Annotated in this window: 22 protein-coding genes; 13 read left to right on the top strand and 9 right to left on the bottom strand. The window is 55.2% G+C overall.

What is annotated here, in order from left to right:
- Positions 1-86: 86 nt before the first annotated feature.
- From E5K02_RS23460 to E5K02_RS23450, 3 genes are all read right to left on the bottom strand, one after another.
- Positions 87-1,769, bottom strand: a complete 1,683-nt coding sequence (locus E5K02_RS23460) for an ATP-dependent nuclease (RefSeq protein ID WP_135398599.1) — start codon at positions 1,767-1,769, stop codon at positions 87-89.
- Between the two features lie 26 nt (positions 1,770-1,795).
- Entirely contained in the window at positions 1,796-4,237 is a 2,442-nt protein-coding gene (locus E5K02_RS23455) for an N-6 DNA methylase (RefSeq protein ID WP_135398597.1), read from the bottom strand.
- A gap of 204 nt (positions 4,238-4,441) precedes the next feature.
- The gene (locus E5K02_RS23450; RefSeq protein WP_240737427.1) at positions 4,442-5,401 is read right to left on the bottom strand and encodes a tyrosine-type recombinase/integrase; all 960 of its coding nucleotides are present in this window, start codon (positions 5,399-5,401) and stop codon (positions 4,442-4,444) included.
- 210 nt (positions 5,402-5,611) lie between these two features.
- On the opposite strand from E5K02_RS23450, the gene E5K02_RS23445 reads away from it, so the two are divergent.
- The 3 genes from E5K02_RS23445 to E5K02_RS23440 are packed head-to-tail and all read left to right on the top strand — an operon-like array spanning position 5,612 to position 6,900.
- Positions 5,612-6,130 carry a recombinase family protein gene (locus E5K02_RS23445; protein WP_317128928.1) on the top strand — a complete coding sequence of 173 codons (519 nt, stop codon included), beginning with the start codon at positions 5,612-5,614 and terminating at the stop codon, positions 6,128-6,130.
- Between the two features lie 18 nt (positions 6,131-6,148).
- Positions 6,149-6,307, top strand: a complete 159-nt coding sequence (locus E5K02_RS26195) for a recombinase family protein (protein WP_317128927.1) — start codon at positions 6,149-6,151, stop codon at positions 6,305-6,307.
- Between the two features lie 2 nt (positions 6,308-6,309).
- Complete coding sequence (locus tag E5K02_RS23440; RefSeq protein WP_135398595.1) at positions 6,310-6,900, top strand: Fic/DOC family protein; 591 nt, start codon at positions 6,310-6,312, stop codon at positions 6,898-6,900.
- On the opposite strand, the gene E5K02_RS25715 is transcribed toward E5K02_RS23440, so the two are convergent.
- From E5K02_RS25715 to E5K02_RS23425, 4 genes are all read right to left on the bottom strand, one after another.
- Complete coding sequence (locus E5K02_RS25715; RefSeq protein WP_167856563.1) at positions 6,872-7,048, bottom strand: hypothetical protein; 177 nt, start codon at positions 7,046-7,048, stop codon at positions 6,872-6,874. The genes E5K02_RS23440 and E5K02_RS25715 overlap by 29 nt on opposite strands.
- Before the next feature lie 132 nt (positions 7,049-7,180).
- Positions 7,181-7,972, bottom strand: coding sequence for an ion transporter (locus E5K02_RS23435; protein ID WP_135398593.1), 792 nt, complete (start codon positions 7,970-7,972; stop codon positions 7,181-7,183).
- A 109-nt stretch (positions 7,973-8,081) separates the two neighbouring features.
- Positions 8,082-8,993 (bottom strand): hypothetical protein, encoded by a 912-nt coding sequence (locus tag E5K02_RS23430; protein WP_135398591.1) that lies wholly within the window; start codon positions 8,991-8,993, stop codon positions 8,082-8,084.
- 175 nt (positions 8,994-9,168) lie between these two features.
- Positions 9,169-12,048, bottom strand: coding sequence for a T9SS type A sorting domain-containing protein (locus E5K02_RS23425; protein ID WP_135398589.1), 2,880 nt, complete (start codon positions 12,046-12,048; stop codon positions 9,169-9,171).
- Between the two features lie 328 nt (positions 12,049-12,376).
- On the opposite strand from E5K02_RS23425, the gene E5K02_RS23420 reads away from it, so the two are divergent.
- The 6 genes from E5K02_RS23420 (at position 12,377) to E5K02_RS23395 (ending at position 17,697) form a co-directional block, all read left to right on the top strand.
- The gene (locus E5K02_RS23420) at positions 12,377-13,075 is read left to right on the top strand and encodes a peptidoglycan-binding domain-containing protein (RefSeq protein WP_135398587.1); all 699 of its coding nucleotides are present in this window, start codon (positions 12,377-12,379) and stop codon (positions 13,073-13,075) included.
- On the top strand, positions 13,075-13,461 hold the full coding sequence (gene hxsD / locus E5K02_RS23415; protein WP_135398585.1) for a His-Xaa-Ser system protein HxsD: 387 nt from the start codon (positions 13,075-13,077) through the stop codon (positions 13,459-13,461). The genes E5K02_RS23420 and hxsD overlap by 1 nt, the downstream gene beginning before the upstream one ends.
- Entirely contained in the window at positions 13,445-14,953 is a 1,509-nt protein-coding gene (gene hxsB / locus E5K02_RS23410) for a His-Xaa-Ser system radical SAM maturase HxsB (RefSeq protein ID WP_206026010.1), read from the top strand. The genes hxsD and hxsB overlap by 17 nt, the downstream gene beginning before the upstream one ends.
- Positions 14,954-14,960: 7 nt before the next feature.
- Positions 14,961-16,112, top strand: a complete 1,152-nt coding sequence (gene hxsC / locus E5K02_RS23405; protein ID WP_135398583.1) for a His-Xaa-Ser system radical SAM maturase HxsC — start codon at positions 14,961-14,963, stop codon at positions 16,110-16,112.
- A gap of 419 nt (positions 16,113-16,531) precedes the next feature.
- Positions 16,532-16,711, top strand: a complete 180-nt coding sequence (locus tag E5K02_RS23400) for a hypothetical protein (RefSeq protein ID WP_135398581.1) — start codon at positions 16,532-16,534, stop codon at positions 16,709-16,711.
- A gap of 56 nt (positions 16,712-16,767) precedes the next feature.
- The gene (locus E5K02_RS23395; RefSeq protein WP_135398579.1) at positions 16,768-17,697 is read left to right on the top strand and encodes a toxin-antitoxin system YwqK family antitoxin; all 930 of its coding nucleotides are present in this window, start codon (positions 16,768-16,770) and stop codon (positions 17,695-17,697) included.
- A gap of 750 nt (positions 17,698-18,447) precedes the next feature.
- Here the strand turns inward: E5K02_RS23395 and E5K02_RS23390 are convergent.
- On the bottom strand, positions 18,448-21,552 hold the full coding sequence (locus E5K02_RS23390; RefSeq protein ID WP_135398577.1) for a Tn3 family transposase: 3,105 nt from the start codon (positions 21,550-21,552) through the stop codon (positions 18,448-18,450).
- 138 nt (positions 21,553-21,690) lie between these two features.
- Between E5K02_RS23390 and E5K02_RS23385 the strand changes: the two genes are divergently transcribed.
- Entirely contained in the window at positions 21,691-22,329 is a 639-nt protein-coding gene (locus tag E5K02_RS23385) for a recombinase family protein (RefSeq protein WP_135398575.1), read from the top strand.
- Between the two features lie 25 nt (positions 22,330-22,354).
- A complete protein-coding gene (locus E5K02_RS23380; protein WP_135398573.1) occupies positions 22,355-22,909 on the top strand; it encodes a murein L,D-transpeptidase catalytic domain family protein in 555 nt (184 codons plus the stop codon).
- 53 nt (positions 22,910-22,962) lie between these two features.
- Here E5K02_RS23380 and E5K02_RS23375 read toward each other — a convergent pair whose 3' ends face one another.
- The gene (locus tag E5K02_RS23375) at positions 22,963-23,943 is read right to left on the bottom strand and encodes a lipid A deacylase LpxR family protein (protein ID WP_135398571.1); all 981 of its coding nucleotides are present in this window, start codon (positions 23,941-23,943) and stop codon (positions 22,963-22,965) included.
- 267 nt (positions 23,944-24,210) lie between these two features.
- Between E5K02_RS23375 and E5K02_RS23370 the strand changes: the two genes are divergently transcribed.
- Positions 24,211-24,606: an HYC_CC_PP family protein gene (locus E5K02_RS23370; protein WP_135398569.1), complete on the top strand. Its 396-nt coding sequence runs from the start codon at positions 24,211-24,213 to the stop codon at positions 24,604-24,606.
- Positions 24,607-24,772: 166 nt separating this feature from the next.
- On the top strand, positions 24,773-26,134 hold the full coding sequence (locus E5K02_RS23365) for an efflux RND transporter permease subunit (protein WP_135398567.1): 1,362 nt from the start codon (positions 24,773-24,775) through the stop codon (positions 26,132-26,134).
- Position 26,135: the final 1 nt, after the last annotated feature.

Genomic DNA, 26,135 nt, shown 5'->3' with positions numbered 1-26,135 from the left:
TATACCTGATTAAGCACTACACCATAGATTGTGAAAGCGATCTTAGTACCGATAACCCTTCATTGTCGGTACTAAGATGACGAATATTAAGACTCCTTTATTTTAAGTATCATATTAAAGACGTGTTTGAAGTCCTTGAACTCATCATTTGGGAAAGTGGAGCAATCAGCTTCCAAAGACTTTTTTATGTTGTCTTTTGTTACTACGGTGTCAAGCCCTTTGAATGCACGAAGTATATATTTATTCAATAACTTTTTACTTAAATAATCCTCTATATTAAAATTGTCCCCACCTCTATAAGTAGGCCTTACAGGATACATAGCTACCCAGATTGAGCCCTTTTGTCTATAACCTCCGAAATTATTTGTGTTATAAACGTTTGGTTTTTCTCGTTCAAATATTTTATTCACAGCAGACCATCCTGATTGATCTCTATCGAATAGAGCGATAATATGCTGGCCTGGTTTAGGAGTAAATTTCTTCGTCATTAATTTCACCCCTTCAGCGCCTCCACAAGGCAAATATTCGAATTCAAGATCTGAGAATCTTGAGTCGGATAACTTTAAAACTTCTAAGGCTTTTTTCAGGAAAGTTTCATCTGATTTACCTTCGATGAGCAGAATATCATTCCGGGAATTTAGAAATATATTTTGCTCCTGATATGACCATATACCGTCGGTTAGTGAATGTATTACTTCTTGTTTTTCTTTAGATTCAACAACAGCATTGTTGTCTGAATCTTTGGTTAGCATGACGATATGATCTTTGTCAAATGAATGCGTGAGAGTTGGCGAATGAGTGGTTATTACATTTTCTCTATTTTCATATGAAGCTAATAGTTTCTGAAACGATGCTTTCCTAGATATATGAACATGAGAGTCAGGTTCATCTAATAATATTAATGAGTTTTCATCACTCACTATTTCAAGTACAGCTTGTATTAAAATTAATTTCTTTTCTCCTTCGCTTAGAGATGTTGCTGGTAATCCATTGTTAATTTCGATATTTATCTTGTTAATTAGTTTATTCCCTTTAGGTAGAAATGCGGCTGCTATATAGCGAAAAAATGTTCTCTCGCTGCCAAGGTATTCAACCTTGGATTTAAGCTCTTCTAATGTAAAACGGACAATTTGTTCTCTGTTTGGGTTAAGTTGTTTTACAAGTTCCGTAACAGGGTTATCTCTCCATCTTAACAGCGTATTGTTATCGAAGTGAAGTTCGATGGCGTCGATTGACTTTATACCTAAAACATTAAGACAAAAATCTCTTAATTCAGTAAAATCATCCAAATTGTATAGATGGAAAGTAAGAAGTGCTACGTTCCAATAATACTTATTTATATATACCATTTCAGAAGTTGGAAACGCGCCTCTGATTAATGAATCTATATACTCCTTATAAAAAGGTTCGTAATAGTTATCCCAGAGCCGGCTTTCCTCACCGCTATACGAGCACACAACCTGGCTCGGAAGTATCTGCTTACTAACTACATCATCCGATTCGTCTACTTTTACATTATAGACCCGACCATCAAAATTTATTAAAATCTTTTTATCTGCAAGTATATATTCAAGATCATAGGAAAACGATGGATTATACCTAGGGTCATATAACCCGGCAAAAACACTTGTTAGTGCTTCTAATATATTGCTTTTACCGCTTCCGTTGTTGCCTATTAATAACGTAATACCCTTCTTTCCAGAAAAGTCTAGTTTAAAATTATTTAAATTTTTAAATTTATCTTTTATGTGAAAAAAATTAAGTCTCATGTTTCAAATATCTTGAGTTTGCGGGTTTATCTTGCTTTGAAAATTTCTGTTTCAAAATTTGCTAAAGCTCTTGCTTCGAGCTTTTCAGCTTCAGCTCTCAATTCTTGAGCTCGCAGATGGTCTTTTATCATATCTTCCTGTTTTGACAATGGTGGCAAGGGGATTTCCACATTTAAGAACAAATTTTCGTCTAGGCGTTGACGATTTGTACTACCACTGCTACAGCTTTGACAAAAACGTATAAATTCTTTAGTGCCAGTTAAGAGTGATAAAAAGTAGGGGTTAATCAGGCTTGTGTTGATGTCAAAAGCTAAGAAGTCGTTTGTGATAGCAGCACCATCTAACTCTCTAGGTGCAATGCCTAGAGCGCCATTTCTTGCATCAATTTTAGAAAGCACAAACTGACCAGCTTTGAGATAAAATTGCCGTTTTGTGGCAATGTCACGGCCAAGCTTTTTGTCTCTTAAATATACGCCTCGATTATTGATTTTTATGTTAACACGTTTGTATTCGATATCATCCATGATTATAAGCTCATTTTTATTGCGTTGTAAAAAGTCACCTAAACGGTGCAATGGATATGCATCATTATAGTTGAATTTATTCTCGATTGCAAACCGGACGCTCCAATTTAATAAGTCTTTGAGTTCAGTAAATTGTAAACGATTATTGCTGTTATTAGAACGAATAAGGTACTCTGATCTGTTATTATCAGTATGATCTGGTCGTGTTACAAACGTGCTTTTGTTTAATGTGTCAGAAAAATTGCTCTTAACGCGCGATATTTTTGGCTTGGCTGAGAAGTCTATAATATAATAAGGACGTTCTGGCTCGTGCCATAATCTATTTTTGATTCTGTATTCCCCATATTCTGCTGCTATAGCTGGTAGCTGATTTTCAGTAGCTGAACCAGTGCTACTGATACCAGCGTGCTTTACTTCTACTAACGGCACAGTGTAGGATGTTTCGGTTCTAATAGCTTTCCTAATAGTATCTATATCCTTAATATTTGGATTTGTATTCTTTTCGTCCACTAATTTTTGGTATGCTACTCTTTCGTCGACACTAAACTTCTTCAAGAAAATTACAGAAGCCTTGACGGTAGCTCCAGAAGCCATAAAGACTTCTTTTGGAAGGCTAGTTATATTCAAAATTTTAGCTTTGCTCTCAATGAAGTCCCTGACTCTAGTTAAATTAGAGTTATTTAGGACACCTTCTGGTAAAACTATACCCATACGACCACCCGGCTTTAATAAGTTTAAGCATCTTTCTAGAAATAATACTTCTGTAGAACTTGATATATTACTCAACTCGAACAAGTCTACTATAGGCTTTCCTTTTGGTTTATCTGAACCGCTATCGAATTGTGCATATCCGCGTAGCGGCTGAACTACCAACCTTTCATAGTCGTCACCATATTGTGCTTTATAATGAGTTACCTTATCTGCTTGAGGAATGTCATTAGCAGTCACACGTAGGCTCTTATCGATACGTGCACCGAAAGGTGGATTAGTTAAAATAACATCAAATCTTTCCTCGAAGATACCATTGATATTAAGTAATCCATCGTGATGATGTACTCCTCCATGGCCATCTCCATGCATAATCATGTTCATCTTCGCCGTGCGAGCCATGCGTGGGTTCGCATCAACACCGAATATACAATTATGTGAAAGCTGGTAAAGCCTTCCGTTCGTGTTCTGTAAATCAGTTTCAGTATCGAGAAATGTTATTAAATTATTTAGCTCCTTTGAATATGATTTATTTTCTATTTTCGATCTTTCTCTATCAATCTCTGTCTTTGCTGATTTTATTTCAGCTTCTATGTTCGTGCGAATATATTCAAATGCTTTAATCAGGAATCCTCCTGATCCACAACAAGGATCACATATCAATTCCCCCTCTTGGGGGTCCAATACTTCAACAATATAGTCTACTACCGTGCGTGGTGTAAAAAATTGCCCAAGCTCACCACGAAAAGTGCGGCCTAAAAATTCTTCGAACGCTATTCCTTTTACATCATCAGAAGTTTCTGATAAATTATATTTTTCTAACTCTTTAATTATTAATAAAAAGGTTGACTCACGTAGTTTAAGCGAATCATTGGGATCGAATAATTCATCTTTTTCAAAAGCACGTTTAGTGCTATCAAAGAAAAATTGATAAAATGGCTTTGATAAAGCATCGATTCCTCGTACTTTTTCGTCACTCTTTTTTAAATTTAAGAATTCCTCTTCTGAGAATATGGAATTACTGCTCTTCTGTTCTCTTTCATATCTTATTTTAATGAACAGTATTTTAGATATCTCATCAAAAGCAGCTTCCGGAGACAATTTATCATTGTTTCTTATGATATTGTGACATTTAAAAAGGAGCCTTGAAAAGTCATCCCTAGTAAATACTTTATGCTTATGTGTGTCTATTTGAGAAGTGTTACTCTCTCTATTTTCTTTCTGTGTTGCCGCCATTAGATTTCAGAGACTGCATTCGAAAATTAGTTAGCAGTATAGAATTTCTTGTATTCAGAGTTCAATGGGTATTGAGACTAGTTTGCGTTGAGTTTATCCCAATTGCATCACTGATAAAATCAATATTTGCAATTTCATAAACAAAGACTCAAGCATCAAATGTAAGTACCTCAGCGCTATTTTCAATCAAAGAATCACTATGAGTCATAGCCCTAGCTCTTTAGCTGCATTATGTAAGCGAACGTTGTCGAGTCGTGTGTAGCGCCGAATCATCGCTGAAGTCTTATGCTTAGTCTGGTTCATCACCTTACCATCATCTGCTCCATTGAGCTTGGAAACCGTAACGAATGAGGCCCGTAGCGAGTGGGCCGTGTACTGGGTGCCCAAATACTGCTGAACAATCAGGTTTATATATTTTGTAGTCATACGTCTAGCGGTCAGTTGATTGTTTTTGCGCAGTGATACGAACACTGCCCCCTGAGCATGGTTAAGTAACCGCAGCCAAGCTTGCAAGGATCGGATGGGGCATAATGCCGGATCCGGAGAGTAAAAAATGGCTTTCTCTTCAGCCTGACCTTCTTGGTTAGTTTTGCTCTGCGGTAGCGTGACCACTAAGCCCTCGTCATCGAACGCCAAATCTTCGATATTAAGCGCTTCGAGTTCTGAGCGGCGAAATGCCCCAGTAAAACCCAGCAGCAACAAGGCCCGATTGCGTAGCCCGGCGGACGTACTCACGTCGATGCTTTTGACCGTGCGCTTGAACGAAGCCAGGGAAAACGCCGGCGCCTGCTTTTGCCTAGTCTTTTTCTCGCGGGCAATGCCTTTAAGTAGCACCTTTATTTTCTTGTCGGCAGTAGGTGAGTCCAGCCCAGCCAACTCATGCGCCTTAGCAATGGCCGCCGCGTGCCGTTGAATGGTGGCAAACTTTTTCCCCGCGTCGGCCAGCTCCGCCAGAAATCCCACCAATGCTTCGACCGGCGCCGGTAGTGACGTCAGCTCGTGCAAGGTGCACCAAGCCGTGAAGCGTTTCCAGTCGCCGGCGTAGGCGCGCACCGTGTTAGCCGCTCCGCGCAGGCCGGACTCGACGTATCGATGCGATGATTCCACCAAGTGCGCGGGCACTTGCGGAGCTGGTGCGGACGGGGCGGCGGGCAGGTTGATCACGGTAGCTATATAATAAAGGAGTAAGCCGCCGAAAACCGAGGCTTTTCTCGTCTACAAGATAAGGACTGATAAGTAAACTTTATCAGTCCTTATTAAAGAGGACATCGGTAGAAGTTACCGAAAGATCTTCTGTATAACCTTTAACAAACGGTCGTTTAATAAACGTTATATCGGCTATCTTGCGCCAACTTTCCTCCCAATCGCCCCTTGATGCTGTCGTCGACTACTAAGAAGTACATCCCCTACTACCGCGTCTCTACCCAGAAGCAAGGGGCCTCTGGTCTGGGCCTCGAAGCCCAGCAAGCCGCCGTGCAGAGTTTCGTTACAAGTGCGGGCCACGTGGTGGGCGAATTTGTCGAAGTCGAGAGCGGGAAGAAGAACCAACGCCCGCAGCTGGCGGCCGCCATCGCCGCGGCCCGGCAACACGGCGCCGTACTGCTCATTGCCAAGCTCGACCGACTCTCGCGTAATGCGGGGTTTATCTTCGCCCTGCGTGACTCGGGGGTGGAGTTTGTCTGCTGTGACATGCCCGATGCGAACACGCTTACCGTCGGGCTCTTCGCCGTCATCGCCCAGCACGAGCGCGAGACCATCGCCAAACGGACGAAGGATGCACTGGCCGCCAAGAAGGCCCGGGGGGCACAGCTCGGGACGCCGGCCAACCTGACGCCAGCAGCCATTGAGAAAAGTCGGCACGTGCGCCAGGCCAACGCCCGCGATAACCAGTAAAACCGCCAGGCCGCCCGGTTGGTAAGTCTGCTGCATGCGCAAGGCCACACCCTGCAGCAGATGGCCGATGAGCTCAACGAGGCGGGCTACCGAACCAGAAGAGGAAAGGCGTTCTTTCCCATGTCCGTGCAGCGCTTACTAAAGCGTGCTACGAAAGCAGCAACAGTAACGTTATAGGAATGGGACATTATACCGATGCGCCGGAAGACAATCGGCTCGGCATTACCAACAAGGAGGAACTCAACGAACAGGAGGCGCTGGGCGTAGCAACCGTCGAGCGCTACTTGCTGGAGGAGTTGGAGTATCCAGTCGACCTATCTACCTTCTTACTACAAGATCTGCACCGGCGCGCCTTCGGCCATCTCTATGAGTGGGCTGGGCAATGGCGTACACAGGTGCCGAACGTCGGTGCTTACCTGCCACCGGCTGCCGCTCGGGTCCCCATGCTGCTGTATGAGTTCTTTGACGAACTGCGTCACCGGATGGGGTTGTTCGCCGAGGAGCCCACGCGTGACCAAGTAGCGGAGCTGTTGGCCTATGCCCATCATCGTCTCGTGGCCATACACCCGTTTACCAATGGCAACGGACGCACGGCGCGTTTGCTCACAAACCTATTGGCGTACAACTATGGCTACCAGGAAGTAATCCTGTACCAACGGGAGAAAGGAGAAGGCCGAGCGCAGTATCTACAGGCCATTCGTCAAGCGGATGCCTATGATCTACAGCCGCTCCAGCACTTGATCAGCGCGCAGCTGCAGCCCCTGGGGTAGCTGGTTGGGTTTGCTCGTAGAGCGCTTCCAAGCGGTCCACAGAAACCGTTTGATTCTCCAGGGCCATGGAGGCATACACCGAGCGAATCACCATGGCTTTGACCACGGCTGGATCCTGTAGCTGACGGTAGCGGTCCCGGAGTTTCATGTAGCAAAACTAAAGTATTACTTTAAAATAAAGTACTCCGATGTCTATGGGAAAGTTCATTGCAATGATGATTGTGGGCCGTTAACCAACCCCTAATGTACAGCTTCACTACTTGTTATGCACCAACAACTCCTACAGTTTGTGACCGCAATGCGGGCAGTACACGGGTACTTCCGTGGCAATACGCTGTTGCGCAAGCTGCTCGGAAAAACCAGCCGCGAGTATTCCGGTGGGTAAAGCAAATAGCCCCAGCCCGAGTACAGCGATAATGCTACTTAATAGTTTACCGGCCACGGTAATTGGATAGACATCGCCATACCCCACGGTAGTCAGCGTGGCGACTCCCCACCACATCGTTTCGGGTATGCTACCAAACTTATCGGGCTGGGCTTCACTTTCCACCACGTACATCAGGCTGGAAACTAGCACGAGCATCAGCCCAATTACGCCGGTAGTCACCAGCAATTCCGGGCGCTTACGCCGAACGACCTGACCAATTACCTGCAGGGCCCGCACATAACGCGCCACCTTCAACAGACGAAATAGGCGTAGCAGCCGAAGAATGCGCAGATCAATGCCTGCAATGGACAGGTAGAAGGGTAGTATTGCCAAGAGATCAACTAACGCCATGGGCGTACGCATGAAGCGTAGCCGACCTCCGATAGAACGTTGAAACCGGCGGTCTTCTACACACGACCACACCCGTAGGGCATATTCGAGGGTAAATACATAAACCGAAACAACCTCGATGGCAACAAAGTAGGGTTTGTACGAGGCATATAAGCTTTTCACAGAACCAAGCACAACAGCCGCCCCATTCAACAGGACCAGTCCTAAGAGGATGCCATCGAACACACGCTCAAGTCCTTGCCCTCCATCGTGTGGATCAAAGAGCTGATAAATATAGGCCCGACTTTTACTCATTAGACTCTTAACACGGAATAGCACACTCAAACAAACATAGACCAGCAGACACGACTACCCTGTCGGCATAGTAGTATCTGCTGCTTGCCAGCCTACCTGTAATGGCTTTCTAGAAGCACTTCATACATTCGCGTAACCCCGACGCCTGTGCCTCCTTAGTCCGCATGATTAGGGTTTGATAGGTACACCGGTTCATCGCCGAGCAGCCCTCACTAGCATGGTAGACTTCGGTGCGGCCATTGCCACAGATATATACTTTTGGGCCACTGGATACAGCGGGGCGAGGAGCCACTTTGGCCTTTACCTTCCCCTTGGTGCTAGTGGGGCGCGTAACAGCGGAATAGGAACTGGCTACCGCTTTAGGCTGGCTCGTAGTCGCTTCCACGGCAGCGGCCGGGTCCTCGGTGGCCAGTTGTTGCTGAGCCAGCGCAGAGAGGCTATCCTGTACGTGACGGACTCGGGCGAGAATAACGGCTCGCAGACTATCCGCCGTTGCCTGTCGGCGGCGAGCCACCTGCAAGAGGCTATCCTGCCGGGCAACCGCTTTTTGTTGGGCGAGCTGTCGGGCGAGTTGTTCCCGTTCACGGGCAGCCGTGTAGCGGGCCCTACTCTGCTGAGTATAGAACTGGGCCTCCTGCTCATAAGGCAGTACGTCCCACTTGGGTTGTTGCGTGCGGATGCGTTGGATGTAGAGCGAGGAAGTAGCGTTATCGAAACTAAACTCCTGTTCCGGCTGGCGGTACTTTGCGTTCGCAGCTGCCAGATAGTGCTCCAGTTCCTGAATATCGGTCGATGCCGCTCCGCGCAACTTGTTCTCCGGCGTGCGCTTGCTAGCTATCGAGTCCTGGCCGACCCGGAAATAGGTCACAAACTCCCCTGGCTTGTTGGCCCGGTTCTTTAGGGCTTTAGAGCCTGCTTGGGCACCGTTCACCAGCAGAAGTGCCGCGCTTCCAATTGGGAATTGAGCGGCGACCATATGCGGAAGAAAGCAAATAAGGCAAAACAGTAAATGTTTTTTCATATCGTAGAAAATAAGGCCATCAAGATAGAAAAAGTACTACGGTTCAAAACATTCATCTTGCTCTCTAGTAGATATGCTTATGACAAGAGGAGGTGGAAATCAGGATATCCTACTGTGACCAGAAAGGCCCCGGCGTACGATACGCCGGGGCCTTTCTTAGTGCCTTAGTGCTATGCTACTGTGTGACCAATAAACGCTGATAGGTGACCTGAGAGCCTTGCAGCACACGAATCAGGTACACTCCGCTCTGCCACTGCTCCGAAGGAACAGTCAGCGTGTGCGAGCCGCTGGCTTCGTAGACTTGCTGGCGAAGCGTGGTCACGGTCCGGCCCATGGCATCCAGCACGTCGATGGTCACGGGCTCCGCGGCAGACAGATAATAGGAAAGTGTGCTGTTACCGGTGGTTGGATTGGGAAACACCTGCAAGGCCAATGACGGCTGGGCCGCCTGCGTACCGGTAACCACGTTGCGCGTGTACCAGATGGGCGAGGTGACAATCCGGTCCCCATCCTGTTCGAGGATGATGGCGTAGTAGTAGGCCGTGCTACCCGTGGCGAGGGCCGCATCCGAGAAGGTCAAAGCGGTGGTACCGGCAACCGAAGTCAGCGCCTGGGCCACCTGGCCGCTGCCGGGTGTGCCCTTCATCAGGGTGATGGAGCGGATAGCCTCCCCGTCTACATCGTTCACCGACAGGGCAATGGCTGGCGCAACCGGTGCCGTGAAGATGCTGCCCATCGGCTGGCCACCCACGGTATAGGTGACTTCCGCGTTCCAGTCATCGGAGGCATAGAAGCTGCGCTGGCGCAGGGCCGTCAGCAGGGCCTCTTTCGTCAGGCTGGGAGCCACAATCACCAGGCGGCCCTGGGTGGTGCGGTTGAAGGTTGTGTTGTGGTTGTCGTGGTCGAGCGTGATGCCCACGTGGTAGCCCTTGGCCAGCAAGGCCGTGAACGTGCTCTCGTAGCTGCTACTGCTGGGGTTGCTGTAGGTCACGTTCGTCGAGGTGGCTGGGCCCGAGCGCAGCACCGTGCCTACCACAGCCGAGTCGGCCACCGCGCGGAAGGCACCGGTAGCCAAGTTGTTGTAGTCGCCGCTCTGCGGGTGGGCCAGCGTGGCGAAAGCCCCCGGGCGTTTGTTGATCTGCCGGAACAGGGCATTATAGTCGCTGCGGGGCACGTACACGTCGTAGTTGCCCGGCTCCCAGCCCAGCAGCTCATTCACCCCGTAGACCAGCGCGTGGCCGCCCCCGGAGATAACGCCCCACTCCATGCCGTAGAGGGCCACAAAGTCGGCGTTGGTGGCCTGGTCGGCCTGCTGCAGGCCGATGGCGTAGTTGGGCCGTTGCATGCCAGCCTGGCTGTGGTTGTGCTCGGCAATGCCTAGAAAGTCACTGTGCAGCGAGGCGTCGGCGAATTGGAAGTCCTGCAGCGGGGTGCTGGCTCCGGAGCTGCCCGCATCCTGGTTGCCGTCGGAGAAGGCCGAGTGCGCGTGTAGGTTACCAAAGAAGAAGCGTGGCGTGCCCACCGGTGGGGTGGGCACCACCAGCTGCGCAGTGGCCGGTGCCGTGGTGCGGTAGGCCGTCGCGCAGCCCGTGCCGTTGAACTCGTACACGGCCACGTATAGGGTTTGCCCGGTGGGTAGGTTCGAAAGCGTCACCGTGGTACCCGTACCGGAATAGACCACAAACTCGCCGGGGGCCAGAGCCGAGCCCGTGCCGTAGGAGCTGCCGCCAGAGTATACCATGCCGCTCACGGGCAGCGTGGTCGGTGCCTGGCCGGCACGCACGACGACGAGTCGGCCGCTGCCATTGCCCGGCTGCCAGGACACGACGGCGCCGCGCGTGCCCGAGAGCGTCGCCGTGGCCGCGGTGGCTGAAGCGGTGGGTGCCGTGGCCAGCTGGCAGGGCTGGGTGGTAAAGGTTACGCTCACTGTCGGGCCCTGGGAGGGGCTTTGTAGGTAGTTGGTGGCGCAGCCCGCCCCGTTGTACTCGTAGACTTGGTAAGTGTAGGTAGTGTTGGGCTGCAGGCCCTGCACGGTCACGCTGGAGGCCGTACCAGTAGCCACGGCGTAGGCACCCGTACCTAGTTGTCCGCCGGTGCCAAAGCTGGCGCTGACCGGGTACGTAACGCCGTCACTGGGCAGAGCCGTGCTGGCCCCGGGTCCGCGCACGACCACCAGGCGCCCGCTACCATTGCCGGTCGTCCAGTTCAGCGTCGCGCTCGTGCTGGTGATGCCCGTGGCCCCACTGGCCGTGCCGGCCTGGGTGGGCTCCGGATCCTGGGTGCAGGGCGCCGTTACGTAGATATTGTCGAAGACAGCCGCCTCGGTGGCCGTGGTGGCGTGGTTCCAGAAGCAGCCGATATAGGGCAGCGCTACGCCGGTGTAGGTATCGTCCGAGCGGCTGCCCACACGGGTAAAGGTGGCTGTGGTCGGGTCGTCAAAGGACGTGGTGTTGGCCGTTTGCTCCAGGGTCCAGGTGTTCTCCTCGGCCGAGTAAGTCACGCGTACGGTCGAGAAGGGGCCCGTGGTCGGGTTGGCCGGCACGGCGACGGCCACCAGCGTCTTCAGGTTCGTGTTGCCACTGAGCCCGCCGGTATAGCGTACCAGGCGCAGGCTGTCGCTAGCCCCACCGTTGCCATAGACGACGGCGTAGCCGTTACCCGTAAGCAGGTTCTCGGTGCTGCCGGCCAACACAAAGGCCACCCCGTAGTTGTTGTTCAAGAAACCCGAGGGATTAGGCCGGGACTGCTGCATATTCCAGGCCCAGGTCAGCTGGCCAGCGTTGTCGCTGAGCACCGGGCTGTAGCGCGTGCGCACGTCGCGGCTGACAAAGTCCTTGCCCACTGTGCCGCTGCTCAGGCGCAGCTGGCCCGCCGTGACCGTGGCCCCGGTACCGGGCGTGGTTTCGGTTTCCACCCAGCCGTTGCCTACGGTGGGCGAGTCGGCCCGGTTGAAGTCATCGAGCAGGACTGAGTTCTGGCCGTGAATTGCCCCCGAGCAGAACAGTAGCACGCCCAGGGTAAGCAAAGGGCTCATGAAGCGGGTAAATAGGTGCATATGGGAAAATGAAAGAGTGGACAGCGTAAAGGTATTGGCTTTCGCTACTAAATATGACTTGTTGGGAGTCTGAGGATCAGATGCTTTGCCGACCTATTAGCTTTAGACTGACGTGCTGGGCGTCAGTGCGCCTCGCGGTCGCCATGAACGGGTGAACCCAGCGCGGTTTGCGAGTCGAGTACCCGAGACGGGAAAAGAATAAATTACTTTTCTGCAGTGCTCAGGAAACAGGAAGAGATGCGGTGAAAAGGCGTAAAATAAAAGTAGGAAAAAGCGACGCGTTCCTCTAAACCTACTTAGCTTTAGGATTCAAACCATCCTACTGTTTATGAAAGACAACTACTATGAGGAAGATGGATTCATGGCCTTAATGGCCAAGACATTCATGGTCTTATACACGGGTTTACTGGCTTTTACCTCCACGCGCGTCGAGGCCGGTACCGTCCGTGAGTCGGCTACCGTATCGCTGGATGATGCTTTTATTGAGCGATTGCGCGCAACCAAACGCAAATCGCAACTCGTCTTGCGATTGAATGTGGCAGATCCAAGTAAAAGCAAGGCGATGATGCATGCTTCGCACCGTTCCCACAGCTCCCACCGCTCGCACTCCTCGCACTCCTCCCATAGCTCTCATTATTCCTCCTCGAGCTACACGCCTTCCTCTTCAGGGTCTTCCTATACGCCTGCGTATACACCAAGCCCTTCGTATACGCCCTCAACTACCCCTTCCTCTACCCCCAGCAGTCCTGCTCCTGCTTCCAATTACTCGGGTACAGGCACGTATTCAACTACTGCTCTTCCTTACTATACCCTGGGGGAGAGGGTATTGAAACTGGGCGATCGGGGGAGTGATGTCGAAGCGCTCCAGCAATTGTTGGTTACCCGGGGCTATCCAGGCGTAAAAGCGACTGGCACGTTTGATCTGATTACCCAGGCGGCCATTAAGCTCTTCCAGGTAAGCAAAGGATTTAAAGAGGATGGCATTGCTGGTTCGCAAACGGTGACGGCACTACGCAGCGTGTATTAATGATGGAGTTTTCGTATCCCTCAGCGACTGCCGTAGCGGTTCTGCTTGATCGCGCCACGTATAGCGAAGCCGTAATCTACAAGTGCTTCTACTGGTACGGGGGCGACTACCAGGTAACGATTGAAGCCGAAACCACCAGAACGCGCGTCCAGCTAACCGTTCCGGAAGGAAAGCCCCTCCCCCCTTCTTTTCCGCAAGCGCTGCTGAGCCGTATTCAGAATGACCTTGTAGACTTTAAACTACGGGAATTGGTCACGCAGGAAACGCAGATCGTGCGCGAGCTGCTTGTTGCCAAAGCATTTGCCCATTACGACAGCGAGCAACCCTTACGCACGGAGTTAGCAGATCCGGTCGGTTTCCACTATTCTGATGGAAAACAAGCCTAGTATGCCCAATGTGGTCCGGGCGACGCGCAAGTTTAAGGGCGCTACCCAGTACGTGCAGGCGGAAACTTCGTATCGGCTGCTTCCCTTCCGGTTTCATGTGGTGACTCCTGATCGAGAAGTGATTGTCAGTGAGGCCGGTGATTTTGTCCTGGTACCCCGTGGTACTGTCCGTCGGCTGGTGACCCGAGAGTTGGATCGTCAACGCGATAGCGAGCTCTACGCGGACCTGCTGGCAAACTTTATCCTCTGTGATTCGGCGGACTTGCCGTTGCTGGATGTGCTGGCCACGCGGTATCGTACCAAAAAGTCCTTTCTCGACGCCTTCACGGCCTTGCACATCTTCGTGGTGACCCTGCGCTGTGAGCATACCTGCCATTACTGTCAGGTATCCCGGGTCACGGCCGACAAGGATGCCTTTAACATGTCGCGGGAGCACCTGGATAAAGGCATCGCTTTGATGATGCAATCCCCAAACCCGCATGTCACGATGGAGTTTCAGGGCGGGGAAGCCTTATTGGCCTTCGAGACGATTGTGTATGGCGTGGAAAAGGCCACTGCGCAAGCCCAGCTGCATGACAAGCAGATCACGTTTGTTATTTGCACGAACCTGGCAGTGCTTACGGCGGAGATGTTAGTCTATTGCCAGGAGCATAACATCTTACTGTCCACCTCACTTGATGGCCCTGAGTCCCTGCACAATGCTAATCGGCACCGGCCCCAACGCAATAGCTACCAACTGACGGTAGAAGGCATTGCCAACGCCCGGGCAGCGTTAGGACACGATCGGGTTTCGGCCCTGATGACCACGTCGACCCTGTCGTTGGAACACCCGATAGAGATTGTCGACGAGTATATCCGGCAAGGCTTTAACAGCATCTTCCTGCGGCCTATTTCCCCCTATGGCTTTGCGTTGCGCAGCGATAAGAAGAACAAGTACGATACGGATCGTTTCCTTGATTTTTATAAAACGGCACTGGCGCGTATCTTGGATTACAACTTTCAGGGTAACTTCTTTCGGGAGGATTACGCCACGATCATTCTGCGCAAGATCCTAACGCCCTTTCCTGTTGGCTACGTGGATCTGCAGTCGCCAGCCGGTTTACTGAACAGCGTGGTTGTCTTCAACTACGACGGCAACATCTATGCCTCCGATGAGGCGCGGATGCTGGCGGAGATGAAGAACTACGAATTTCTTCTGGGCCACCTGGACACTCATTCCTATCAGCAGATTTTCTACGGCAAAAAGGCTGCTCAGATTAGCGAGGTATGGGCCAATGAATCGCTGGCCGGCTGTTCAGAATGCGCTTTTCAGTCCTACTGTGGCGCCGACCCGGTTTTGCATTACGCCACCCAGGGCGATATGTACGGCTATCGACCCACCAGTGTGTTTTGCCAAAAGAACATGGAAATCATCCGCTACCTCTTTGAATTGATGGATGCCGATCCGCACATCACACGCATCTTCCGCAGCTGGGTAGCTGATTTCAATTAAGCCTTGTATGTTACGAACCCGCGGTAAAGCGCTTCATATAACGAGCCCTGTGGTCGGTAAGGTCACGCGTGACCCGAGCAACGCTTCCTCCCAGCATTTTCTGATTACGGGCGAGTACGCGACTAGCCCAGCTCACGTTTCTGCGTTTGGAGCCGTGCTCAGTACGGCACTGGAGGCACCTTCCCGCTGGGCCATCCCTACCGTCTATGGTGCTCTCTCGTTAGATCACCTGCAGGAAGGGGATATCGTCTCGCTGGACGCCAGTGGCAGTATCAACACCCAGTACCGGGTACACTCTACCCAGAACTTTCTGCTGGCCACGGAGCGCTGCAACAGTAATTGCCTCATGTGCTCGCAGCCGCCGAAAGACCGCGATGATGTACCCTATCTCATGGACATCCACCGTCAACTGCTGCCCTTGATTCCCAAGGATTGTCCGGAGCTAGGTGTTACCGGAGGGGAGCCAACGCTGCTGGGGGAGAACTTCTTCGAGTTGCTTTCCCTGTGTGACGAGCATTTACCCGAAACGGAGCTGCACTGCCTCACCAATGGCCGCACGTTCGCGCTCCGTTCTTTCGCCGAGCGATTGGGGGAGTTAGCACTGCCGCAACTCATGCTGGGTATTCCTCTGTACGCCGATCATTATCACCTGCACGATTATATCGTGCAGGCGCCAGGTGCCTTCGATCAGACCGTGCGGGGCCTGCACAACCTGGCCAACGTGAATCAGCGGATTGAGATACGAATCGTCCTGCATAAGTTGTCTGTTCCACGACTAGTCAAGCTGGCTCATTTTATCTACAAAAATTTACCCTTTGTCGAGCACGTCACCTTTATGGGGCTGGAAAACACCGGCTATACACCGCATAATATTGACAAACTCTGGATCGATCCGGTCGACTACATGGAGGAGCTGCTAGAGGCTGTTGAGTTTCTGGCGGCCTTTCGCATGCATGTCTCGATTTACAATCACCAGCTGTGTATCCTGCCCCCTGCCTTATGGCAGTTTTCCCGGCAGTCGATCTCGGACTGGAAGAATATCTATCTGGATGCCTGCCAGGGGTGCACGCTAAAAACAGCGTGCGGCGGCTTCTTCGCTTCGTGTGGCAGCCGACACAGCCGCTTTATCGCTCCCTTGTTAGAAAGCCCGGTCAGCTAGACATCATTCGTCCTTTCTTTTTCGCTCGTGCATCGTCTATGCCGATGAGGAATACGCACTTCTTTATTTCCGATCAGGCCCGTCTCCCAAGGCAACGGCTTTGGTTAGCGCTTGCAGGAGGAATGCTCCTGCTTCTGGCAGTGCCGGCTCGCGCGCAGTCAGCATCTGGTCCTTGGCCGTTAAACGCTCGGACCGGGTCCGTTGAGTTTACAGGGACGAATAGGCTGCCCAAATCAGCCCGTGGCACCTATTCAGCGCGAGCGATGAGCATGGACCTGGAGAAGTGGTTCACGCAGCATTTTTCCCAGCAAACAGCAGACCTACCCGAAACCTGGGGCAGGGATTCTACCTGGGTGAAAGTAGGGGGCATACCAGGCAGACATCCCAGTGTGGCGCTCACGTTCATTTTTTTAGCGCGTTTGGAGCCAACCGGCCAGTACCGCTACCGCTTGTACCATTGTCAGGTAGCCGCCGCCACGGGCGAAGGCCTCGTGCAGGAAAGCGCGCTGGAGCGCGTGCTGGATGATACCGACTTTCTACCGGATGTTACACTCTTTTATCAGCGCTTGACCAGTGGGATTGCCCAACTACCTCGCTGAACGGGTCCAGTAACCTGCTAGGGCCTTGAGGCTACCGCTCTCAGTATTAATTTTCGATGCGCAACTCGTACCCCCTTCTATCCTTCCTGCTCACGGCAACGCTTCCTGTTGCTGGTCAACGTACCGCAAGTGCGCCACTCCCACCCGCCGATACGGTGTATTTCGATCAAGACTGGGAGCGGACCACCCTCCCGGAAGATCGGATTTATGCGCGTATTGCTCGCCATGATGCCGCAGGGCGCACAACTGGCACAGTGCGAGACTACTTTTATCCTTCGTGGAAGAAGCAATTTGAAGGCAAGCTACTGCAGGAAAGTCCTGATCAGGCAACCGGCCTGTGCACCGGCTGGTATGAAAGTGGCCAGCTTCATTTTAAAGGCACCTTCGTCAAAGGAAATGCGCAGCCTGATTACCGGGAATGGCGGGAGAATGGCAAAGAAATCAAAACGACCTATACCTGGCGGGAGGTATTAAGCACGGATGGCGTAAAGCTTCATTCGTACTATAATACCGGAAGCTCCCGGCAGGTCATTCCAATCGATTTGCCAGCCGGTACTGTCGGGGTTGTCTATAAGTTCGATATTCGAGATGAGGACCAGCCCCCGGTTAACTGGACAACAGCCTTGACGTTGATGGCTTCGCTGGCAACAGCACCCACGGGAGCTGGACCCGCGTTGTTACTCTCTGTGGGCGCTAAGGCAGTAGCTTCCGAAACGCAACCCGGACCAGGCATCACAACGAAATGCCGGTTCTTTATCGTCGATGATGAGGCGTTAACGGTGCCATTCACGACCTATGAAACGAAGGGCACCATGCCTGCCAGCGCGCAATGCTATCAGCAGGGGATTAACCGGTCACAGGAGACGCGAGAACTGATCATTCGGCCCGGGACGAAAAGATTATATTTTGCTGTGCAAAATGATAATATGCGTACCTCTGCACGGCTCAAGCTCACCATCAGCGCTTTGACCGCTGTACGACAATAGCGAGTGTGAACAAGCTATTGAAGGTTGTTTTATTACCATTCTTGATTCTCGGTGCAATGGCCGATTTCTTTAATGGTTTCCTACCCTGCGGGCTGGCGAGCAGCCTTATGCTGTACTTCCAAGTGTGCTGGTCGGTCGAAATCCAGTGAGAAGCGACAGCAGTTTCAGGTTGCCAAAGTTTTGTCTTTAACCCATTCCTTTTAAGGTGAGAAGTATCTATATTTCAATAGCTTGATCTATAAAGATTTCTCACCTTAAAAACACTTTGTATCATGGCAATCAAACCGGGGCCAAAACCTAAAAAAGAAGATGGCACACCTGACAGAAGAAGACGGGTTACTCCAGAAAACCAACCGAAACATCCTAATTTAAAGCCTCACAAGCATAGGGAAGGCGAGTGATAAGCTTACGTTAATGCAGTTGAAGTTATACTGTGAGGATTTCAACGGTACTTTTTCTTCGTTCGATGCTCTAGAACCCTCATACCATCTTCTCAAATTGGTGCGAGGGTTCTTGACTTTTAGTTTCTCGCTAGTAGCCGTGTTTATTGAGTAGTAATCCCATCTCATCTGCATTTGTCACGCTTGCCAAGGACCGTTCAAGAAACGTGACAAACGAAAAAATCGATCAGACATATGCCAGCAGCTATCTTCTGGTAGACAGTCTTGGACGTATCAAACGAAGAAGGAAGAGTGAACCGGCTATGCCGGAGGTAGGGTGTTGTTAAACAAATAGGGGAAATCCTCCGACTCAGCCCTGAGCGGGTTTAGCCGGCGGCTGCCACGCGGCAATCAGTTCCATGTCAAACGGGGCTTCAGGCGGCAGGGGCTGGTCGGAGAAGTCGTATTCGCCGTGCAGGTTCAGGTGGCGGTAGGAGAGGACGGCGAAGGGGGAGAGTGTGGCCAGCGTGGCGGCCTGTTGCTCGGGCGACAACCGGGCCAGGTGCTGGGAGAGGTGCAGGTAGTTCCAGCAAATGATGGCGTTCATCAGCAAGCGCTTGCAGGTCTCAGCCACCAGCTGCTCGGAGCGGGTGGCGGCGTGGAACTCCTGGTTGCGCCCGTGCCAGACGGCGTGGGCCAGCCGGTGGGCGCTTTCGCCCTTGTTGAGCTGCTTGTGGATGCGCTGGCGCAGCTCGACCTGGTCAACGTAGCGCAGCAGGAACTCGGTTTTGACCACCCGGCCCAGCTCTTTCAGGGCCCGGTAAAGCGGGTGCTGGCGGGCATAGGAATTGAGGCGACCGAACAAGCGCGAGGCCTCGCTGTGGCGCAGCTTGAGCGTGACGACCAGGCGCAGCACCTCGTCCCAATGCCGGGCAATGCGCTCGGGGTCGAGGCGTGCGTCGGGCAGCAGCGTCTGCCCCAACTGGCGGTGGGCGGCCACCGGTTCCCAGCTGTAGAGTTGCTGGTTGGTGAGCTGGCGGATGCGCGGCTCGTAGGCGATGCCCAGCATCCGGGTCACGGCGAAGATGACCTCCGTGTAGCCGTGCGTGTCCGTGGAGTGGACGTCGGTGGGCCGTAAGGCGTGGCGCAGCAGGCCTTCTAATAGGTGCGTGGCTTCGCGGTCGGCGGCGCTGAACACGGTCGAATCGAAGACGAGCAGCGTTTCGTCCACGTAAGAGTAGGCCGTCAGGCCGCGGCGGTTGCCGAAGTACTTGAAGGAGGCGCTGCCGCCGAGTGAGTCCACGGCCAGGTCGTATTTCTGGCCGTCGCTGCTGCTGTGCAGCACATCCGGCGAGAGCCGAAAGGCTTCGCGCAGGCGCAGCTGGCGGGTAAACGCCAGAATCAGCTCGTTGGCCTGGCGCAGGTTGTCAAGCGAGAAATGGGTGCTGGCCAAGCGCTGTAAGGCCGCTTCGTCCACTTGGGGCGCGACCTGCGCCAGGCGGCGCAGGCCCAGGTTGCAACCCAGGCCCACCAGGGCCGCCAGCAGCTGCGACAAGGGCGGGGGCGTGCGGGCGTGCTTGCTGGGCAGCGAGCCGAAAGCCGTGTCAAACTGCGTCAGCCGGGCCACGCTGGTGAGCACCTCGCGCAGGGGCACGACCCGGTGGCGGGGAAACAAGTGGGCGGGAAGGCGCGGCTGCTCGGCCGGCAAGCGGGGCGTGGTCAGGCGGTAGCGCCCGGCCGGGGTGCGGTGCGCGTGCGGGTTGTCCGCTCCGGTCAGGTGGGCATTCGTGGCGGCAAACTGGGCCTGCAGCTGCTGCTGGAGCGTGGCCTGCACCGTGGCAAAGTCGCGCCAGGCACTCAGCCCCGCCTGTTCGAGCAAGGCTTCGCGCTGCTTGGCCCACTGCGCGGCCGGCAGCAGGTAGTGCTCAAAGGCCCGGTACTGGTAACAGCAAGTGAAGTTGAGCTGGCCGGACTTGATGGCCGTGGCCATTTCCAGAAACAGCAGGGCCTTGTAGAGGGAGGTTCGCAGCCGGCCCTGCGCGTCGAGGACGTAGGTCCGTTGCGTGAGCGAGAGAAAGTCCAGCGGCACCTGCGCGCCCAGGTGCCCGTCGTGCTGCTGATAGTAGTACACGGCCCGCCACAGGTCGGCGCGGGTGGTCGCTTCGTCGACTACGAGTGCCTTGACCAGGGCCCCAAGCTTGGTTTGTAGGCGCAACGACGCGGCGGCCAGCGCTTCGTGAAACAAGGCTTCGCCGGCCTGCTGCTCGGTGGCCACGCGCAGCTGCTCCAGGTGCTCGTGGTCTTCGCTGAGCTGCGCGGCCGTCACTTGATGGCGTTGCAGCAGCGCGTCGATGCGGGCGAGTTTCTGCTCGGCCGGTACGTCGGGGGCATCGACCAGGGCGCGAATCTGGGTCAGGGCCTGCAGGTGCCGGTAGCCCCGGCCCGTGACTTGGCTGGTGAGCTGCTGCGTGGCGGTGCGTTGCTGGTAGAGCGTCTCCTTGACTTGCTCCTTACAGGAATTGACCGTGCTGGCCACCGTGTGCAGCAGCGTGTCGACCAGGGCGTCGCCCAACTCGTAGTACTGGTGCACCACGAAGCTGAGCAGGTAGAGGTAGCGCCGCTCGTCGCGCCGGTAGAGCTGCGCGGCCTGGGCCCGCAGCACGTACTCGGCGTAATAGGTGATGGCCTGGTCCGAGAGGCGCAGGCGTTGCCAGAGCGGCTGCAACTGCGCGAAGAGCTGCCGCAGGGACGCGAAGTGGGTCACCCGTTCGCGGATTTCGCCGGCCCGTAGGCCTTGGTGGATGCGCTTAAGAAAGGTAAGCGGGTAGCGGCGGTCCGCGTCCGTTTCCCCGGCGGCGGTTTCGTTGGGGTCATCGGCGGCCAGCAGGCGGTCCAGCAACCGCTGCTCGGCTGGGTGCAGGTGCTGCTGCAAGCGGTGGAGCAGCCGTTGCTCGAACGCGAGCAGGGCCCGCGTAATGACGTCGGCCAGCGTGTAATAGGTGGGCAACTCCAGCCGGTGTTCGTGCAGATACAGCACCAGGTAATCGAAGACCGCTGCGGGCTTCAGGTGCTGACTGCTCAGGCGTAGGGCCTCCTGGTACAGCCGCTCCGTCGCGGCCGCGTCGAACCGCGCAATGCCTAGTTGCTCGCACACGAGTTGCTGGTGGGCGTAGTACCGGGCATCGGCGTAGCGCAGCGGGTCGAAGTCGGCGGGCCCAAGTCCTACCTGCTGGGCGACATAGGCGATATCGGCCGCGTGGTAGCGAGTGGCCACGTAGAAGCGCTGGCTAATCTGGAAGTAGCCCCACTGCAAGAGGAACCCGACGCGGTTGGCCGGGGTCAGCATCCGGGCAAGGTGCGCATCCGCCCAATCCGGGACGGCAAAGACCCGCGCCTGCTCGGCCGCTGGCACCAGCGGGGGCTGCTCGTAGAGCTCGCGCTCCTTGCCCAGGTGAATCCGTAGGTGCGTGGCCATAGAGGGGGCGAAAACCGATGGACTTAACGACCGTTATCCCTACCCACGAGTGATAGCGTTAACGTACGTGTAAAGGTATCGAAAACCGGTACCTTTACGAGGCCTATTTACCTTATCGCTAACCTGACTGTTTTGCCCATGATTTTTGGCTACGTCCGCGTCTCGACCAGCGCCCAATCGGCCGAAAGCCAGAAGAGCCTCATCGCCCGCTACCTGGTCGAGCACCGCTGGACTCTGGACGAGTGGATGGAGGTGGAGATGTCCTCCCGAAGGACCGCCGGGCAGCGCCGCCTGCCCGAGCTGCTGGCCAAGGTCGCCGCCGGCGACACGGTCATCGTCTCCGAGCTCTCGCGGCTGGGCCGCTCCCTACGCGAGGTGCTGGGCCTGATTGAGGAGTTGATTCATCAGAAGCGCTGTCGGCTGATTCTCGTCAAGCAGGGCCTGGACCTGGACCCGCAAAACCACCGCGACATGACCCATAAAATCCTGCTGACCATTTTCGCCATGCTGGCCGAGCTGGAGCGGGACTTTGTTTCCGAGCGCACGAAGGAAGGCTTGCGGGCGCGACGCGAGCAGGGCATCGTGCTGGGCAAGCCCAAGGGCGTGGTGCAGCCGTCGATGTACGATGCCGACCGCGAGCGCATCCTGCACCTGCACGCGCTGGGCGTGCCGCTGGCCACCATCGTCGACGTGCACCTGAAGTACGGCAAGTACCTCTCGCTGAAAAACTACCTGGCCAAACTACAGCGGCAGCCGAGCCGGAACGCGTCAGCCTAATGGGACGAGTCGGAGGTTTTCCCCTATTTGTTTAACAACACCCAACCTGCGTCGACAGGGCCAGGCACCGGCCGCGCCGCCGCGCCTGGCCGTGATTGACTTCGATTTGCCTTCCACCGAGAAGCGGCTCTGGGTGCTGGATTTGGCCGCCAACAAGGTGCTGTTTCGCACGCTCGTGGCCCACGGCAACCAAACCGGGCAGCGTGAGGCCACGCGCTTCTCCAACACCCCCGACAGCCACATGAGCAGCCTGGGCTTTTACGTCACGGGCAGCACCTACGTGGGCAAGCACGGCCGCTCGCTGCGCCTGCAGGGCCTGGACGAGGGGTTCAACTCCAACGCCGCCGCCCGCGCCATCGTGGTCCACGGGGCCGACTACGTCAGCGAGGCCGTCATCAAGCAAACCGGGCGGCTGGGCCGCAGCCAGGGCTGCCCGGCCCTGCCCCTGGACCAGTACCTGCCCATCATTGACAGCCTGCAAGGCGGCGCGGCCCTGTTCATCAACAAGTCGGATGCCGGCTATGCCTCCCCGTACCTGGACGAGCAGGCGGCCAGCGCGGCACTGGGCGGGCTGTCATAGGGCAGGAGTACGTATATAAGCGGCGCCGGCTAAGGCCGCGGTACGGGTGCCTGTTAAAAGGCGGCCCGGATGCTGATGGTGTTCCAGCGGTGGGAGCGGGCGCCGGTGAACTCCGGTGAAACCCAGGTCAGGGCCGTTTCCACGCGGACGCCCGCGTAGCCCAGCCCCAGGGTGCCGGTGCCCTGCGCCACGGCCCGGCGCACGGCGGAGGCCGGCAGCACGTAGGGGTTGCGGCGGTTGAAGAGCCCGCCCTGCAGCGTGGCGTTGTAGCCCACCAGCCGGCCTTCTACCTGCGCCTGCCCGTAGGCCTGCACCCGTCCGTGCCCGCCCCGGGCGGCCCGGCCGGCGACGCCCAGCCCTTCGAACGTGGGCTGGCGCCAGCCCACCCGCAGGGTGGTGCCCGCGGCCGCGTAGGTCTGCAGGGTGCCCAGCGAGGCAGCGGCCGCGCCGTTGAGTTCGGCCACCCGGCCCAGGGCCAGCAGCTGCTTTTCCACCCGGGCCTCGTAGCCCAGCACCACGTCGGTTTGCACCTGGTAGTCCCAGCCCCGCGGTGTGGGCGCTCCCAGCAGCTCGTGAAACTTGGTTTGGAAACCTTTGGCGCCCGCCCCCGGCCCCAGCAGGCCCACGTTCAGGGCGGTCGTTAGCCGCAGCCGCCGTCCGGGGTGCGTGGCCACGCGCAGCAGGTCGGCGTAGATATACGAGGCGTAGGGCCGGTCACCGACCCGGATAAACGGGTCCTGGATGCGCAGGGGCGTGAAGCCGTCGTAGTGCAGGCGGATGCCGTGGTGCAGGGTGCTGCCGGCCGGCACGGGTCCCAGAATTCGATTCACGGGGGAGTATTGCAGGGCGGGGCTTACCAGCAGCAGCGTCATGCCCTGGGTGTAGTAGTAGTCGGTTCGCAGAAACGCGTCGTTAGCAAACGAGTATTCGAGCAGCCGGTCCGCGCTGACCCGGGTGCTATCGGGTAGGTGCTGTGCAGAAACGCTCGTCAAAACAAACGCGCAAAGCAATGTTAAGCCAGCTTTATAGAACATGATGATTGGCAAGGAGCTGTTGCATCTACGTGCTTGCTCACTTCCTTGGGTTCGCTACCACTCATTCCATCAGTTCAACGCCCAGGCATCCGCCCATAAATTTTGTGTGCGTCCAACCAGCCAAAACTTTACAATGCATTCGAGGTAATGCAAGGGGAGGCGCTGCCTTCGAAATTGTATAAGTTCTAAACCGGATTCTGTAAAACTCCCTCTTGACCACCCCGTACCTTTGCTAATGCGCCGGGACCCTTCCGGCTTGCTTTGCTCGTGAAACGCTACGTTAGCCTGTTCCTGCTCTTTAGCTACCTGCTGTCCAGCCCCGGGCTGGTGTACAGCATGCACTTCTGTGGGCAGGCCCTGACGGCAGTAACGGTAGCGCCCGACGCCGACAAGCACTGTTGCTGCCAGGATACCGGGAAGCCGGACTGCGGCTGCTGCCACGACCAAGAGGTCGTCAGCGCGGCCAAGGACCTGAAGCTGACGGCAACGCACTTCCTGCTGCAGGCGCCCGACGTGGCTCTGGCTCCGGCTGTATTGCAGCTGGTGTGGCAGCTGGCCCTGCTGGCGTATCCCACCAATGAGCCCGCGAGCAAGCTCGTGGCGCACGCGGCCCCGCCGCCCGAGTGCCCCGCTTACGTGCGCGGCCACGCTTTTTTGATTTAGCATACGGGTTGCTTTCCAATTCCCCCGGCCAGTTGGTCGTGGGGCTTTTTGGCTTGCCCGCTGCCAAGCAGCCGGCCCCAACTCAGGCTGTCCGCCCCGCCGACGTCCCCACTCTGGGGTTTCCGGTCCGGCCGGGCCTTACCATCTTCTTGCTGCTAATCAGCTTATGATTGAGCGACTCATCTCCCTTTCCCTGCGGAACCGCTGGCTCGTGCTGCTGCTCGCCGCCGGGCTGTTCGCCTGGGGCGCGTACTCGGTGCGCGCAAGCAAAATCGACGCCATCCCCGACCTGTCCGAAAACCAGGTCATCGTCTTCACCGAGTGGATGGGCCGCAGCCCCCAAATCCTGGAAGACCAGGTGACCTACCCGCTGGTCACCAACATGCAAGGGCTGCCCAAGGTGAAGTCCGTGCGCGGCACGTCCATGTTCGGCATGAGCTTCGTGTTCCTCATCTTCGAGGACGACGCCGACATCTACTGGGCCCGCGAGCGGGTGCTCGAACGCCTCAACTACGCCCAGCGCCTGCTGCCGGCCGGTGTGACGCCCACGCTGGGGCCGGATGGTACGGGCGTGGGCCACGTGCTCTGGTACACCTTGAAAGCACCGGGCATGGACCTGGGCGAGCAGCGCGCCCTGCAGGACTGGTACGTCAAGTTCGGCCTGCAAAACGTGCCCGGGGTGAGCGAAGTGGCCAGCTTCGGCGGCTTCCAGAAGCAGTACCAGGTGACGGTGGACCCGACCCGGATGACTTATTACGGCCTCACCCTGCCGCAGGTGCTGGCCGCCGTGCGCAGCAACAACAACGAGGCCGGCGGGCGCAAGTTCGAGCAGTCGGGCGTGGGCTACATCATCAAAACCACGGGCTACATCCAGGATATGGCCACGCTGGAAAACGTGCCCGTCGTCACCCAAGGCACCACGCCCGTACGCATCAAGGACGTGGCCACGGTGCAGATGACCGGCGAGGCCCGCCTGGGCATCATGGACCTGAACGGCGAGGGCGAGGCCGTGGGCGGCATCGTGGTGATGCGCTACGGCGAAAACGCCGACGCCATGATAACGCGGGTGAAGGCCAAGATGGAGCAAATCCGCGCCGGCCTGCCCCCGGGCGTCTCGTTTCAGCTGGTGTACGACCGCAGCGGGCTGATTCAGGACTCGGTGGACTCCATCAAGCACACGCTCATTGAGGAGATGGTGGTGGTGTCGCTGGTGGTGCTGCTGTTCCTCTTCCACTGGCGCAGCGCGCTGAGCATCCTGATTCAGATTCCCATTACCATCGCCACGAGCTTCATCCTGCTCAACGCCTTCGACATTTCCTCCAACATCATGTCGCTCACCGGCATCGCCCTGGCCATCGGCGTCATCGTCGACAACGGCATCGTGATGACCGAAAACGCCTACCGCAACCTGGCCGAGTACCAGGCCGGCGAAACGTCGGGCGGCGCCACAAGCACCGACTCTCTTGACCCCGGCCCGGCCAGCCCCGCGCCGGCGGCCAGTGCCCCTTCCACCTCAACTCCCGCATAAC

Source organism: Hymenobacter metallicola, from assembly GCF_004745645.1.
GTDB lineage: Bacteria > Bacteroidota > Bacteroidia > Cytophagales > Hymenobacteraceae > Hymenobacter > Hymenobacter metallicola.
This window is presented reverse-complemented; position numbering and strand designations above follow the sequence as displayed.

What these genes read in the sequence shown, in the direction of transcription:
- E5K02_RS23460 (WP_135398599.1), bottom strand. Translation starts at nt 1,769, where the DNA reads ATGAGACTTAATTTTTTTCACATAAAAGATAAATTTAAAAATTTAAAT.
- E5K02_RS23455 (WP_135398597.1), bottom strand. Translation starts at nt 4,237, where the DNA reads ATGGCGGCAACACAGAAAGAAAATAGAGAGAGTAACACTTCTCAAATA.
- E5K02_RS23445 (WP_317128928.1), top strand. Translation starts at nt 5,612, where the DNA reads ATGCTGTCGTCGACTACTAAGAAGTACATCCCCTACTACCGCGTCTCT.
- E5K02_RS23440 (WP_135398595.1), top strand. Translation starts at nt 6,310, where the DNA reads ATGGGACATTATACCGATGCGCCGGAAGACAATCGGCTCGGCATTACC.
- E5K02_RS25715 (WP_167856563.1), bottom strand. Translation starts at nt 7,048, where the DNA reads ATGAAACTCCGGGACCGCTACCGTCAGCTACAGGATCCAGCCGTGGTC.
- E5K02_RS23435 (WP_135398593.1), bottom strand. Translation starts at nt 7,972, where the DNA reads ATGAGTAAAAGTCGGGCCTATATTTATCAGCTCTTTGATCCACACGAT.
- E5K02_RS23430 (WP_135398591.1), bottom strand. Translation starts at nt 8,993, where the DNA reads ATGAAAAAACATTTACTGTTTTGCCTTATTTGCTTTCTTCCGCATATG.
- E5K02_RS23425 (WP_135398589.1), bottom strand. Translation starts at nt 12,048, where the DNA reads ATGCACCTATTTACCCGCTTCATGAGCCCTTTGCTTACCCTGGGCGTG.
- E5K02_RS23420 (WP_135398587.1), top strand. Translation starts at nt 12,377, where the DNA reads ATGAAAGACAACTACTATGAGGAAGATGGATTCATGGCCTTAATGGCC.
- hxsD (WP_135398585.1), top strand. Translation starts at nt 13,075, where the DNA reads ATGATGGAGTTTTCGTATCCCTCAGCGACTGCCGTAGCGGTTCTGCTT.
- hxsB (WP_206026010.1), top strand. Translation starts at nt 13,445, where the DNA reads ATGGAAAACAAGCCTAGTATGCCCAATGTGGTCCGGGCGACGCGCAAG.
- hxsC (WP_135398583.1), top strand. Translation starts at nt 14,961, where the DNA reads ATGTTACGAACCCGCGGTAAAGCGCTTCATATAACGAGCCCTGTGGTC.
- E5K02_RS23395 (WP_135398579.1), top strand. Translation starts at nt 16,768, where the DNA reads ATGCGCAACTCGTACCCCCTTCTATCCTTCCTGCTCACGGCAACGCTT.
- E5K02_RS23390 (WP_135398577.1), bottom strand. Translation starts at nt 21,552, where the DNA reads ATGGCCACGCACCTACGGATTCACCTGGGCAAGGAGCGCGAGCTCTAC.
- E5K02_RS23385 (WP_135398575.1), top strand. Translation starts at nt 21,691, where the DNA reads ATGATTTTTGGCTACGTCCGCGTCTCGACCAGCGCCCAATCGGCCGAA.
- E5K02_RS23375 (WP_135398571.1), bottom strand. Translation starts at nt 23,943, where the DNA reads ATGTTCTATAAAGCTGGCTTAACATTGCTTTGCGCGTTTGTTTTGACG.
- E5K02_RS23365 (WP_135398567.1), top strand. Translation starts at nt 24,773, where the DNA reads ATGATTGAGCGACTCATCTCCCTTTCCCTGCGGAACCGCTGGCTCGTG.